Origin of the sequence: Micromonospora sp. BQ11, assembly GCF_052068135.1 — a bacterium.
Taxonomy (GTDB): domain Bacteria; phylum Actinomycetota; class Actinomycetes; order Mycobacteriales; family Micromonosporaceae; genus Micromonospora.
Genome location: NZ_JBQHDB010000014.1, coordinates 44,255 through 57,792, shown reverse-complemented (window position 1 = coordinate 57,792; position 13,538 = coordinate 44,255). Strand labels below are relative to the sequence as shown.

Annotated in this window: 9 protein-coding genes; 6 read left to right on the top strand and 3 right to left on the bottom strand. The window is 72.8% G+C overall.

The window, feature by feature from the left end; all coding sequences use genetic code 11:
• The first annotated feature begins 65 nt into the window (after positions 1-65).
• On the top strand, positions 66-1,475 hold the full coding sequence (locus ACTMSW_RS25290) for a cobyrinate a,c-diamide synthase (RefSeq protein WP_441183171.1): 1,410 nt from the start codon (positions 66-68) through the stop codon (positions 1,473-1,475).
• Positions 1,472-1,597, top strand: a complete 126-nt coding sequence (locus ACTMSW_RS25285) for a hypothetical protein (RefSeq protein WP_441183170.1) — start codon at positions 1,472-1,474, stop codon at positions 1,595-1,597. Before ACTMSW_RS25290 ends, ACTMSW_RS25285 begins: the two co-directional genes overlap by 4 nt.
• Positions 1,598-1,639: 42 nt before the next feature.
• On the opposite strand, the gene ACTMSW_RS25280 is transcribed toward ACTMSW_RS25285, so the two are convergent.
• A complete protein-coding gene (locus ACTMSW_RS25280; RefSeq protein ID WP_441183169.1) occupies positions 1,640-3,772 on the bottom strand; it encodes a transglycosylase domain-containing protein in 2,133 nt (710 codons plus the stop codon).
• A 122-nt stretch (positions 3,773-3,894) separates the two neighbouring features.
• Between ACTMSW_RS25280 and cobC the strand changes: the two genes are divergently transcribed.
• From cobC to cobA, 3 genes are read left to right on the top strand one after another with little or no spacing between them, the layout of a single operon-like run.
• Complete coding sequence (cobC, locus tag ACTMSW_RS25275) at positions 3,895-4,986, top strand: Rv2231c family pyridoxal phosphate-dependent protein CobC (RefSeq protein WP_441183285.1); 1,092 nt, start codon at positions 3,895-3,897, stop codon at positions 4,984-4,986.
• Positions 4,986-6,059 (top strand): nicotinate-nucleotide--dimethylbenzimidazole phosphoribosyltransferase, encoded by a 1,074-nt coding sequence (gene cobT, locus ACTMSW_RS25270; RefSeq protein ID WP_441183284.1) that lies wholly within the window; start codon positions 4,986-4,988, stop codon positions 6,057-6,059. The genes cobC and cobT overlap by 1 nt, the downstream gene beginning before the upstream one ends.
• On the top strand, positions 6,056-7,288 hold the full coding sequence (gene cobA / locus ACTMSW_RS25265; RefSeq protein ID WP_441183168.1) for a uroporphyrinogen-III C-methyltransferase: 1,233 nt from the start codon (positions 6,056-6,058) through the stop codon (positions 7,286-7,288). Before cobT ends, cobA begins: the two co-directional genes overlap by 4 nt.
• A 202-nt stretch (positions 7,289-7,490) precedes the next feature.
• On the opposite strand, the gene otsB is transcribed toward cobA, so the two are convergent.
• Both otsB and ACTMSW_RS25255 read right to left on the bottom strand, forming a co-directional pair.
• Entirely contained in the window at positions 7,491-10,052 is a 2,562-nt protein-coding gene (gene otsB, locus ACTMSW_RS25260) for a trehalose-phosphatase (protein WP_441183283.1), read from the bottom strand.
• Between the two features lie 41 nt (positions 10,053-10,093).
• A complete protein-coding gene (locus ACTMSW_RS25255; RefSeq protein ID WP_357036913.1) occupies positions 10,094-11,494 on the bottom strand; it encodes an alpha,alpha-trehalose-phosphate synthase (UDP-forming) in 1,401 nt (466 codons plus the stop codon).
• A 362-nt stretch (positions 11,495-11,856) separates the two neighbouring features.
• Here ACTMSW_RS25255 and ettA point away from each other — a divergent pair, with 362 nt between their 5' ends.
• Positions 11,857-13,533 carry an energy-dependent translational throttle protein EttA gene (gene ettA / locus ACTMSW_RS25250; RefSeq protein ID WP_441183167.1) on the top strand — a complete coding sequence of 559 codons (1,677 nt, stop codon included), beginning with the start codon at positions 11,857-11,859 and terminating at the stop codon, positions 13,531-13,533.
• Positions 13,534-13,538: the final 5 nt, after the last annotated feature.

Below are 13,538 nucleotides of genomic sequence, written 5' to 3'. Positions count from 1 at the left end.
TCGTCACGCGGGCGGACCGCGCCGAGCGGTCCGCCCGCGTACCCGCCGCCCACGAGGAGCCGATGATGACCGTCGTGCCGCGCCTGGTGCTCAGCGCGCCGTCCTCCGGGCACGGCACGAACGCGCTGGCGATCGGGCTGCTCGCCGCTCTCGCCGACCGGGGGCTCGACGTCGCCGGTTTCAAGATCGGACCGGACCAGGTCGACGCCGGTTACCTCGGGCTCGCCGCCGGCCGCCCCGGGCGCAACCTCGACCCGCGGCTGATCGGCCCCGACCGGGTCGTCCCGCTCTTCGCGCACGGCGCCGAGGGTGCCGGGTTCGCCGTGGTGCAGGGCAGCATGGGCCTGTACGACTCGCTCGCCGGCCGCCCCGAGACGGAGTCGACGGCCGCCGTCGCCACCGCGCTGCGCAGCCCCGTCGTCATGGTGGTCGACGTCGGCGCGATGGGCCAGTCGGTGGCCGCCCTCGTGCACGGCTTCCGGGCGTACGACGAGCAGCTCTGGCTGGGTGGCGTGATCCTCAACCGGGTGGCGTCCACGCGGCACGAGGCGTTGCTGCGCGAGGCGCTCGACGACGTCGGGGTGCCGGTCTACGGCGCGCTGCGCCGGCAGGACCTGCCGCCGGTGCTGCCGGCCCGCCGGCACGGCGTGGTGCCGGTGCTCGCCGGTGGCGGCGAGGCGACCCGCGGGGTCCGGCGGCTCGGCGAGGCGGTCGCCGCGACCGTCGACCTGGAACGGCTGCTCGGGCTGGCCCGCTCGGCCCCGGAGCTGCCCGCACCGGCCTGGTCGCCCGAGGCCGAGGTCGCTGCCGCCGGTGGCCCGTCGACCGGTGAACGACCGCTGGTGGCGGTGGCCGGTGGCGCGGGCGGCGCCTACGGCCACGTGGAGACCACGGAGCTGCTGCGGGCGGCCGGTGCGGAGGTGGTGACGGTCGACCCGCTGCACGACGAGGCGCTGCCCGCCGGCGTGCGGGCGCTGGTGGTCGGTGGCGGCCTGCCCGAGTCGTACGTGGCGCAGCTCTCGGCCAACCGGCGGCTCTGCATTGCGGTCGCCGAGCTGGCCCGTACCGGCCGGCCGGTCGTCGCCGAGGGTGCCGGCCTGCTGTGGCTGGCGCGGGAGGTGGACGGCCTGCCGATGTGCGGGGTGCTGGACGCGGTGGGCAGCAGCCGGGACGGTCTGGTCGTCGGCTACCGCACCGCGACCGCGCTGACCGACAGCGTGGTCGCCTCGACCGGCGCGGTGGTGACCGGGCACAAGGACCACCGTGCGGTGCTGTCCCCACGGGCCGGGCAACGGGCGGCGTGGAGCTGGGACGGCGGTGCGCCGGAGGGCTTCGTGTGGCGGGGCGTGCACGCCTCGCAGCTGGTCCCGCACTGGGCCGCGTACCCCGGCACGGCCGTCCGTCTGGTCGAGGCGGCGGCGCGGGCCCTGGTCGACCCGGCGGCGGTCGCGGGTCCCGGCGGGGTCCTGGCGTGATCGGTCAGGTGGCGGTCCGCCGCTTCCCGACGCTGACCGTCTCGACGCCGCGTACGGAGGTCCGGCCGCTCGGGGTGGCCGACGCCAAGGCCGCCGACGAGGTCTCCGCCGACCTGCACTGACGCGCCGTCCCAACCGGAGACGGCGCGTCGGTGCGGGTCCGCTCAGCCCACCATGGTGTCGGACGGTGGGGTGAACTGGCGGGGTGGTGTGCCCTTGAGGGCGTCGCGGAGGGTTTCCGAGACCGCCCTGATCGGGATCTGCGACTGCCCGTCGCCGACGGCGTTGAACGGGTTGTCCGGGTCGGAGATGAAGCTGGCCGCCGCCAGTTCGGGGGTGTAGCCGACGAACCAGGCCGACCGGGTGCTGTCCGTGGTACCGGTCTTGCCGGCGACCGGACGACCCACCGTGCCGCGGACGCTGTCCGCCGTCGACCAGCCACCGCAGCTTCCCCGGGCCGGGGTGTCGCCGGTCGGGCAGCGGGCGGCGTCGGTGGCCGCCCGGGCGGCGTCGGCGTTGACGACCTGCCGGCAGCGCGGCTTGGCGACCTCCCGTTCGATGCCGGAGGCAGTCCGGTACATGGTCGGCGTGCCGTCCCGGTTGTAGATCGCCTGCACCGGGATCGCCTCGCAGTACCGGCCGTCGGCGGCGATGGCGGCGTACGCGTTGGCCATCTCCAGCGGGGTGGCGTCGGAGACGCCCAGGGTGAACGATCCCCACTTCTTCGCCTTGGCCGGTGACGCCTGTTCCCGGTCCACGTCGGTGCGCCAGCGCAGGCCGAGCTGTTCGGCGAGCCGGACGCCCCGGTCCGCGCCGATCCGCTCCTCCAGCCACACCCAGTACGTGTTGACCGACTTGCCGAAGGCGGACCACATGGTCTGCCGGCCGGTCATCGCCCCGCTGGCGTTGGACGGCGCCCAACCGTCGAAGACCTCGGAGCGGTACCGGTAGGGGGCGTCGAACTCGGTGGACAGTGGCATGCCGGCGTCGAGCGCGGCGAGCATCGGGAACATCTTGAACGTCGACCCGGCCTGGTAGCCGGGGAGGGTGCCGCCGCCGAGCAGGGGTGCCACCGTGTTCGGGTAGTTGGCCTTCACGTTCGGTCCGGCCTCGGGGTTGGAGCTCTGTCCGTTCTGGCTGAGGTCCAGGGAGTACGTGCGGTTCACCGCCATCGCCTTCACCCGGCCGGTGCCCGGCTCGGAGACCACGATGCCGTTGGCGAACGGGCTGCCGGTGCTCTCCTTGCTGCCCACGTTCTTCTCGGCCGCCTCCTGGACCTTCGGGTCCAGGCTCAGCACGATCCGGTAGCCGCCCCGGCGCAGCTTGTCCATCCGTTCCAGCCGGTTCTCGCCGAAGGCGGGCTGGGCGCTCCACCAGTTCTTCACGTAGTCGCAGGCGAAGCCCCAGCTGTTCCACTTGTCGGGCACGGCGGCGCAGTCGTTGGACGGGTAGCTGAGGGTGAGTTTGATCCGTTCGGTCTTGGCCTTTGCGACCGCGTCGGGGGAGAGGTAGCCGAGCTGGGCCATCCGGTCCAGGACGTAGTTGCGCCGGCCGGTGGCGTCCTTCTGGTCGGAGGTGGCCGGGTCGTACTCCGACGGGGACTTGACCAGGCCGGCGAGGGTGGCCGCCTCGATCGGGGTGAGGTCCTTGGGCGTCTTGGAGAAGAAGATCTCGCTGGCCGCGTAGATGCCGTACGCGCGGTGCCCGAAGTACGCCGAGTTGAGGTAGCGCTCCAGGATCTGCTCCTTGCTCAGCTCCTTCTCCAGGTCGAGCGCCATCCGCATCTCCCGGACCTTGCGCAGGCTGGTCTGCTGGGTGGCCTCCTGCACCTCCTTCGGCGTCGTGGCGCTGTCCCGCAGGGCCATCCGCACGTACTGCATGGTCAGGGTGGACGCTCCCTGCGAGACGCCGCTGGCCTGCGCGTTGGCGACGAAGGCACGGGCGACGCCCTTCGGGTCGACGCCCCGGTGCTGGTAGAAGCGGTTGTCCTCGGCCGCCACGATCGCCTGCTGCATGTTCGGCGAGATGTCCGCGATCTTCGTGTACTGCCGGTACTCCTCGTAGAACATCGTCAGCACCGTCTTCCCGTCCGGCGCGTACAGGTACGACGTCTCGGCGGGAAGGGCGGTGGTCAGGATCTTGGTCTTGTGCTCCAGGGCGTGGGCGGTGACCTTGGCGCCGATGCCGGTGGCGGCGGCGACGGGGTACGCCAGGGCGGCGACCACGATGCCGGCGATCAGGCCGGCGCGGAGGAGAGGAACGAGACGACCGGCGGAGGCAAGGGGTCGATTACTCACATGCCCAAGTTATGACATTTCCGATTCGTACTTGAGAAAGATTCATGAACACCGAGAGTGGTGACGTGGCCCACGCCGGGATCCGCTGTCCCGTACGCCGCCTTCCCGGCAGGATCGCGGACATGCGTGGTCAGACGATCGCGGCGCCCACGGGCGCCGGCGACCCAGCCGAGCCGGACCTCACCCATCACGGTGACGCCGAGGTGGGTGACGGGCTGGTCGACCTCGCGGTGAACGTCCGGCGTGCCCCGATGCCGGACTGGTTGGCCGACCCGCTGACCGCCGCGCTCGGCGACCTCGCCGCGTACCCCGACCCCCGCCCGGCCCGCGCCGCCGTCGCCGGCCGGCACGGCCGCCCGCCGGCCGAGGTGCTGCTGACCGCGGGCGCGGCCGAGGGCTTCGTCCTCATCGCCCAGGCGCTGCGCGGCGCACGCCGTCCCGTCGTCGTGCACCCGCAGTTCACCGAGCCGGAGGCGGCGCTGCGTGCCGCCGGCCACACCGTCGAGCGGGTGCTGCTCGACCCGGCCGACGGGTTCCGGCTCGACCCGGCCCGGGTGCCCGACGACGCGGACCTGGTGATGGTCGGCAACCCCACCAACCCCACGTCGGTGCTGCACCCCGCCGACACCCTGGCCGCGCTGGCCCGGCCGGGCCGGGTGCTGGTGGTCGACGAGGCGTTCGCCGACACCACCACCGCCCCCGGGGTGCCCGGCGAGCCGGAGTCCCTCGCCGCCCGGCGGGACCTGCCCGGCCTGCTGGTCGTCCGTAGCCTCACCAAGACCTGGGGACTGGCCGGCCTGCGCGTCGGCTACCTCCTCGGCGAGCCCGCGCTGCTGGAGCGGCTGGCCGCCGTACAGCCCCTCTGGGCGGTGTCCACCCCGGCCCTGGCGGCCGCCGCGGCCTGCGCCGGCCCCGAGGCGGTCGAGGCCGAGCGCGCCATCGCCGCCCGCCTCGCCGCCGACCGCGACCACCTGGTCGCGCGCCTCGCGGCCCTGCCGGGCGTACGCGTCGCCGGCGCCCCCGCGAGCGCCTTCGTCCTGATCCACCTGCCCGGCGCGGCCGGCGTACGCGAGTCCCTGCGGGAGCGCGGCTGGGCGGTGCGCCGGGGTGACACGTTCCCCGGGCTCGGGCCGGACTGGCTCCGGATCGCCGTCCGCGACCCGGCCACCACCGACGCGTTCATCGAGGTACTGGCGAAGATCCTGGAGGCATGATGCTGGAGCCCACCATCGCGGCGATCGGGCCGCTCGACTTCTCGGCGATGGCCGCCGCCCGGGACCTCCAGGGCCGGCTGACCAAGCCCGCCGGATCGCTGGGCGCCCTGGAGGACCTCTCCGTACGCCTCGCCGGCCTGGCGGGGTCCTGCCCGCCACCGCTGCCCGAGCCGGCCGCGGTGGCGATCTTCGCCGGTGACCACGGTGTGCACGCCCAGGGCGTGACGCCCTGGCCGCAGGAGGTCACCGCCCAGATGATCGCCAACTTCCTGGCCGGCGGTGCGGTCGTCAACGCGTTCGCCCGGCAGGCCGGCGCCTCGGTCACCGTGGTCGACGTCGGCGTCGCCACGCCCCTGCCGCCGGTGCCGGACGCGGCGACCGCGGGTGCCCCCCGGCTGGTCGCCGCGAACGTCCGCGCCGGCACCCGGGACCTCGCGGTCACCGCCGCGCTGACCCGCGACGAGGCCCGTACGGCGGTGGAGAGCGGCATCCGGATCGCGTACGACCTGATCGACGGCGGCGCGGGCATCCTGCTCACCGGGGACATGGGCATCGGCAACACCACGCCGGCCGCCGCTCTCGTGGCCGCGTTCACCGGGATCGACCCGGCGGAGACGACCGGACGCGGCACCGGGGTGGACGACCCCACGTACGCCCGCAAGGTGGCCGTGGTGCGCGACGCCCTGCGCCGGCACCAGCCCGACCCGGCCGATCCGCTGGGTGTGCTGGCCGCCGTCGGCGGGCTGGAGCACGCCGCCCTGGCCGGGCTGATCCTGGGAGCCGCCGCCCGCCGCGTGCCGGTGCTGCTGGACGGGGTGATCGCGGTCTCCGCCGCGCTGGCCGCCGCCGCGTTCGCGCCGGACGCCACCGGTGCGATGGTCGCCGGCCACCGCTCGGCCGAGCCCGGTGCGACGGTGGCGCTGCGTCACCTCGGTCTGGAGCCGCTGGTCGACCTCGGTCTGCGCCTCGGTGAGGGCACCGGCGCGCTGCTCGCCCTGCCGGTCGTCACCGGGGCCGTCCGCGTGCTGCACGAGGTCGCCACCTTCGACTCGGCCGGAGTGGCCGAGAAGTGAACGGCAACCCGTACCCTCTCGGTCTGCGCCTCGCCGGTCGACGCGTGGTCGTGGTGGGCGGGGGAGCGGTCGCCAGCCGGCGGGTACCGGCCCTGCTCGACGCCCGCGCGGACGTCTTCCTGGTCGCGCCGGAGCTGACGCCGGCGCTCCAGGCGCACGTCGACGCCGGTCGCCTGCACTGGGCGCCGCGCCGGTTCGCCCCCGACGACCTGGACGGCGCCTGGCTGGTCCACGTCGCCGTCGACGACCCGGTGGCCGCGGCCTCGGTCAGCGCCGCCGCCGCCGAGCGCCGCGTCTTCTGCGTACGCGCCGACGACCGCGCCGCCGCGACCGCGTGGACCCCCGCGGTGACCCGCCACGGCCCGGTCACGGTGGCGGTGCTCGGCGGTGGCGACCCCCGCCGCGCGATGACCGTCCGCGACGCGATCCGCGACCTCCTGGGTGCAAGGAAGGGCCCCCTATTAACGCCTGCGGTAGAGAAAGGGTCCCCTCTTAACGGCTCGGGAGGCCGCGTCGCCCTGGTCGGCGCCGGGCCGGGCGACCCGGAGCTGATCACCGTCAAGGGGTGGCGGCTGCTCACCGAGGCGGACGTGGTGGTCGCCGACCGGCTGGTGCCCGGGCTGCTCCTGGACGAGTTGCGCCCCGACGTGGAGCTGGTCGACGCCTCGAAGATCCCGTACGGGCCGTCGAAGACGCAGGAGGAGATCAACCGGATCCTCGTCGACCGGGCGCTGGCCGGGAAGGTGGTGGTCCGGCTCAAGGGCGGCGACCCGTACGTCTTCGGTCGGGGCGGCGAGGAACTGCTCGCCTGCGCGGAGGCCGGCGTACCGGTGACCGTGGTTCCGGGCGTGACCAGCTCGATCGCGGCTCCGGCGGTGGCCGGCATCCCGGTCACCCACCGGGCGGTGGCGCACGAGTTCACGGTGGTGTCCGGGCACGTCGCGCCGGACTCGCCGGCCTCGCTGGTGCGCTGGGACGCGCTGGCGGGGCTGCGCGGCACCCTGGTGATCCTGATGGGTCTGAAGAACCTCGCCGCCATCACGGCGACGCTTGTCGCGCACGGCCGGCCGGCGGACACACCCGCCGCGGTGGTGCAGGAGGCCACGACCGGCGCGCAGCGGGTGCTCCGGTCGACGCTCGGAGCGGTGGCCGCCGACGTGGTCCACGCGCAGCTGCGTCCCCCGGCCGTCGTGGTCGTCGGTGACGTGGTCGACGCCCTCGCCACCTGACCTCCGGCCGGTGGGGTCGTGATTCATCCGCGACATCAGCTCGACAGCGGCCGAACACCGGGTCCGCGCCGCCCGCTCCCCGCCGCCCGCTCCCCGCCGCCCGCTGCCCACGGCCCGGACGCCCGGACGATCGGCGTCCCGGGCACCGACGACGGCGGCCCCGGGACCGTGAGTCCCGGGGCCGCCGTCGGTGCTGGTCAGGTCACTGCTTGAGCATGTTGTCCAGCAGCAGGGCACAACGGATCAGGCCGAGGTGGCTGTAGGCCTGCGGGTGGTTGCCCAGCCCACGCTCGGCGAGCGGGTCGTACTGCTCGGGGAGCAGGCCGGTCGGCCCCGCGGTGAGGATCATCTGCGCGAACAGCTCCTCGGCGTCGGTGCGGCGGCCGGTGCGCAGGTACGCCTCGATCAGCCACGCCGTGCAGATGTGGAAGCCGCCCTCGCGCCCCGGCAGGCCGTCGTCCCAGTGGTAGCGGTAGACGACCGGGCCGCTGCGCAGATCCGCCTCGATCTTGAGCACGGTGGAGAGGAAGCGCGGGTCGTCACCCGGGAGCAGCCCAGACAGGCCGATCCACAGCGACGAGGCGTCCATGTCCTCGTGCCCGTACGCCACGCTGTACGCCTCGGCGTGCTCGTGCCAGCCGTACTCCAGCACGTTGGCGGCGATCCGGTCGCGCAGCTCCACCCAGTCGGGCCGGTCCTCGCCGCCGTGCTGGCGTACGACGTGCAGCGCACGGTCCACGGTCATCCACAGCATGACCTTGGAGAAGACGTGGTGCCGGGGTGGGAGACGTGCCTCCCAGATGCCGTGGTCGGGCTCGTGCCAGCGGCGGCGGACCGCCTCGACCATGTTGTCCAGCACGCGCCACTCGTCGTCACGGACCGAGCCGCGTGCGTCTGCCACGGCGGCGATCAGGTCTGCGACCGGGCCGAAGACGTCGAGCTGGAGCTGGTGGTTGGCGAGGTTGCCGACCCGGACCGGACGGGAGCCGGCGTAGCCGGGGAGGGTGTCGATGACCGCCTCGGCGCCCAGCTCGTAGCCGTCCACCGTGTAGAGCGGGTGCAGGCGCTCCGGGTGCCCGCCGGTGCGCTCCACGACGCCGTCGATCCAGCGCAGCAGCCCCTCGGCCTCCTCGGTCGAGCCGAGGTCGACCAGCGCCCGGGCAGTCATCGCCGCGTCGCGCAGCCAGCAGTAGCGGTAGTCCCAGTTGCGGACACCGCCCAGCTCCTCCGGCAGCGAGGTGGTGGCGGCGGCCAGGATCGAGCCGGTGGCCTCGTGGCAGAGCCCGCGCAGGGTCAGCGCGCTGCGGGCGACCAGGTCCCGGGCGGTGGTGGGCAGCCGGAGCGAGGCGACCCAGTCCTTCCACGGCTGCTCGGCGGCGGCCTGCCGTTCGTGGATCGGCAGCCGGTGGTGCTCCAGGCTGTGCGTACCGAAACGCAGCTCCAGCAGGATCTGGCCGCCGGCGGCGGCGAGGTCCACGACGGCCTTCGCGGTCTCGTTCACACCGTCGCTGACGACCTCCCACGTGACGCCGGGGGAGTAGAGCGCGACGGGCTCGTTCGAGCCGAGCACCAGCAGACCGTCACCGAGCGGCTGGAGCTGCACCGCCACCTGACCGAACTCCGGCCGGGGCGCGAACTCCAGACGGGCCCGGACGGAGCCGGTGAGCACCCGGATCAGGGTCGAGTCGCCGGTGATGACGGCCGGGCCGTCCGGCGTGGTCTCCTTGGCCGGCTTGTCCAGCCAGTCGGTCACCGTGAGGCCGGACCAGCGGGTCTCCACGGTCATCGTGCCGGAGCGGTAGCGCTGGCCGAGCGGGATGCCGCCCCGCTCGGGGGAGACGCTGAAGTGGCCGGCGGGGCTGCCGCCGACGAGGTCGGCGAAGATCGCCGCCGAGTCCGGCTTGGGGTGGCAGAGCCAGGTCACCTTGGCCTCGGGCGTGAGCAGCGCCATGGTGCGGCCGTTGGACAGCATCGAGTGCCGCTCGATCGGGACCGCGCGCTCGCCGAAGAGCCAGTGCCGACGTGTCTCCAGCAGCAGGCCGAGGGCCCGGGCGGCCTCGATCGGCTCGGCCACCCGGTAGCCGGCCTTGGTGTCGCCCGGCCCGATCTTGATGCCGACGTCCGGCCCGTGCAGGTTGCCGAAGGCGTTCTCGTCGGTGACGTCGTCGCCGATGAACAGCACCGCGCTCGCGGACAGCTGGGTGCGGAGCTGGTCGACCGCGGTGCCCTTGTGGGTGGCCACCACGGACAGCTCGATGACCTCCTTGCCCTGGGTGACGGTGACGTCCTCCCAGGTGGCGGGACCGCTGCGGACCGCGTCGATGGCGGCGGCGGCGACCTGCGGATCGACTCCACGGGTGTGCACCGCCACGCTGGCGGGCTTGCGCTCCAGCCGGACGCCCGGATGCGCGGCGGCGATCTCACGCAGTGCGTCGCGCAGCCGGGTCCGCACGGCGATCAGCTCGGGGGTGAGCCGTTCGACGAAGCCGATGTCGAACTCGGAGCCGTGGCTGCCGACCAGGTGGACCTCGCTGGGCAGCCGGGAGAGCGCGGCCAGGTCGCGCAGCGCCCGGCCGGAGACCACCGCCACGGTGGTCTGCGGCAGCGCGGCCAGGGCGCGGACCGCCGCCACCGACTCCGGCAGCGGTACGGCCTTGCTCGGGTCCTCGACGATCGGCGCCAGGGTGCCGTCGTAGTCACACGCGATCAGGAGCTGTGGCACCCGGGCGATGCGGCCGATGGCGGAGCGCAGCTCCCGGTCCATCGAGCCGACGGTGGGGACGACGATGTCGTTGGCGGGCGAGTTCACGCGTCCTCCGAGTCACGCACACCGAGTTCGGTGAGGAAGGACTTCGCCCAGTGCCCCACATCGTGGGTGCGTAGATGGCGTTGCATTGTCCGCATGCGGCGGCGGGCCTCCGGCTTCTCCACGTGCACGGCCCGTAGCAGGGCGTCCTTCACCGCGTCGGGGTCGTGCGGGTTGCATAGGAACGCCTGGCGCAGCTCGGTTGCGGCGCCGGCGAACTCGCTGAGTACGAGTGCGCCGCCCTGGTCGGCGCGTGATGCGACGTACTCCTTGGCCACCAGATTCATTCCGTCCCGGAGCGGGGTCACCATCATCACGTCGGCGGCGGCGTACATCGCGGCCAGCTCAGTGCGACTGTACGACTGATGCAGATAATGCACCGCCGGCACGCCGACCCTGCCGAATTCGCCATTAATCCGACCAACCTCGCGCTCCACCTTGACGCGAAGTGCCTGGTAGTGCTCCACGCGCTCCCGGCTGGGGGTCGCCACCTGCACCATAACCGCGTCCGGGACTGTCAACTTTCCGTCAGCCAGCAGTTCGCGGAAGGCCTTGAGCCGCAACTCGATGCCCTTGGTGTAGTCGAGCCGGTCGACGCCCAGGATGATCGTCTTCGGGTTGCCCAGCTCCTCGCGGATCTCCTTTGCGCGGGCCTGGATTCCGGGATCCGCGGCCAGCCGCTCCATCTCCTGCGTGTCGATGGAGATCGGGAAGGCCCCCGCCTTCACCTGCCGCCCGTCGACCTGGATCATCTGCCCCTCGTAGCGGAGGCCGAGCAGGTGCCGGGCCAGCCGGACGAAGTTCTGCGCGGCCAGCCGCTGCTGGAACCCGACTAGGTCCGCGCCGAGCAGGCCACGCAGGATCTCGGTGCGGAACGGCATCTGCATGAACAGCTCGATCGGCGGGAACGGGATGTGCAGGAAGAAGCCGATCCGCAGGTCCGGCCGCAGCTCACGCAGCATCGCCGGCACGAGCTGGAGCTGGTAGTCCTGGACCCAGACCGTCGCGCCCTCGGCCGCGACCTCCGCCGCGGCCTCCGCGAAGCGGGCGTTCACCAGTCGGTACGCCTCACGCCAGCGGCGCTTGTAGGCCGGGGTCTCCACCGCGTCGTGGTAGAGCGGCCAGATCGTCGCGTTGGACTGGCCCTCGTAGTAGCGCTCCAACTCCTCGGCGCTCAACGGCACCGGATGCAGCCGGATGCCTTCCAGGTCGAACGGCTCGGGAGCGGCGCCCGTGCCGCCGGCCCAGCCGACCCAGGTGCCCTGGTGCTCGGCGAGGACGGGGTGCAGCGCGGTGACCAGCCCGCCGGGGCTGCGTCGCCACTGCCGTCCCTCGGGTGCGCTCACCTCGTCGACAGGCAGTCGGTTCGCCACTACGACAAAGGAGCTGCGGACGGTCACGTTCGGCCACCTCCGGGTGCTGACGGGTCAACCGCGATTGAGCGTACTGAGCCTAGCTGCGGCGTCTGGGGCCCCGTGACGGAGTTACCTACCCTCCACGCGCCCGTCCAACCAGAGACGTGATCTTGTCGACAACGACTCGGCCACCGGTACGTTGACCGGCCGCTCCGCGGGCCGTAGGGCGCCGTGGTCGTCGTCCGCGTACTGCTGCGGCGGGGTGATGTGGGCGCGGCGCCGCGTACCTGTCAGGATTGACGACGGCGTGCGCGTGGCCGGCTACCGGCCGGCGGCGGCGGGCGGATCTCGCAGCCCGCGCCCGTGCCCGCCGGCCCCAGTCGCAATCTACGGAGGTAGCCCGCACCGTGGCCCAGTTCATCTACGTCCTGGAAAAGGCGCGCAAGGCGCACGGCGACAAGGTCGTGCTCGACAACGTGACGCTGAACTTCCTGCCGGGGGCCAAGATCGGTGTGGTCGGTCCGAACGGCGCCGGTAAGTCCAGCCTCCTCAAGATCATGGCAGGCTGGGACCGACCGAGCAACGGCGAGGCCCGGCTCATGCCCGGCTACACCGTCGGCATGCTCGCCCAGGAGCCCGCGCTCAACGACGCCAAGACCGTGCTCGGCAACGTCGAGGAGGCGGTGGCCGAGACCAAGGCCAAGCTGGAGCGGTTCAACAAGATCGCCGAGCAGATGGCCACCGACTACTCCGACGAGCTGATGGAGGAGATGGGCAAGCTCCAGGAGGAGCTCGACCACCTCGACGCGTGGGACGTCGACTCCAAGCTCGAACTGGCGATGGACGCGTTGCGCTGCCCGCCGCCGGACGCCGACGTGACCCAGCTCTCCGGTGGTGAGCGCCGCCGGGTCGCGCTGTGCAAGCTGCTGCTGGAGGCGCCCGACCTGCTGCTGCTCGACGAGCCCACCAACCACCTGGACGCGGAGAGCGTGCAGTGGCTGGAGCAGCACCTGGCCAAGTACGCCGGCACCGTCATGGCCATCACCCACGACCGGTACTTCCTGGACAACGTGGCCAACTGGATCCTCGAGCTGGACCGCGGCCGGACGTACCCGTACGAGGGCAACTACTCCACCTACCTGGAGAAGAAGGCCGCCCGCCTCGCCGTCGAGGGCCGCCGCGACGCCAAGATGAAGAAGCGGCTCACCGAGGAACTGGAGTGGGTCCGCTCCAACGCCAAGGCCCGCCAGACCAAGTCCAAGGCCCGGCTCGACCGGTACGACGAGATGGCCACCGAGGCGGAGAAGACCCGGAAGCTGGACTTCGAGGAGATCCAGATCCCGCCGGGCCCGCGCCTGGGCAGCACGGTGATCGAGGCGCAGGACCTCAGCAAGGGCTTCGGCGACCGGCTCCTGATCGACAACCTGTCGTTCTCGCTGCCGCGCAACGGCATCGTCGGCATCATCGGCCCCAACGGCGTCGGCAAGACCACGCTGTTCAAGACCATCGTCGGGCTGGAGCAGCCGACCGCCGGCCAGGTCCGGGTCGGCGAGACGGTCTCCCTGTCGTACGTCGACCAGAACCGGCAGGGCCTGGACGGCGACAAGACGGTCTGGGAGGTCGTGTCCGACGGCCTCGACTACCTGATGGTGGGCAAGGTCGAGATGCCGTCCCGGGCGTACATCGCCGCGTTCGGCTTCAAGGGACCGGACCAGCAGAAGCCGACCAAGGTCCTCTCCGGCGGCGAGCGCAACCGGCTCAACCTCGCGCTGACGCTGAAGATCGGCGGCAACGTGATCCTGCTCGACGAGCCGACGAACGACCTGGACGTGGAGACGCTCTCCAGCCTGGAGAACGCGCTGCTGGAGTTCCCCGGCTGCGCCGTGGTCATCTCCCACGACCGGATGTTCCTCGACCGGGTCGCCACACACATCCTGGCCTGGGAGGGCGACGACCAGGACCCGGCGAAGTGGTTCTGGTTCGAGGGCAACTTCGAGGCGTACGAGAAGAACAAGATCGAACGGCTGGGCGCCGAGGCGGCCCGACCGCACCGGGTGACCTACCGCAAGCTCACCCGTGACTGACCGGT

Coding starts and splice junctions, on each gene's coding strand:
- cobT (WP_441183284.1), top strand. CDS start 4,986: ATGCTGGAGCCCACCATCGCGGCGATCGGGCCGCTCGACTTCTCGGCG.
- cobC (WP_441183285.1), top strand. CDS start 3,895: ATGCGTGGTCAGACGATCGCGGCGCCCACGGGCGCCGGCGACCCAGCC.
- ACTMSW_RS25290 (WP_441183171.1), top strand. CDS start 66: ATGACCGTCGTGCCGCGCCTGGTGCTCAGCGCGCCGTCCTCCGGGCAC.
- otsB (WP_441183283.1), bottom strand. CDS start 10,052: ATGGACCGGGAGCTGCGCTCCGCCATCGGCCGCATCGCCCGGGTGCCA.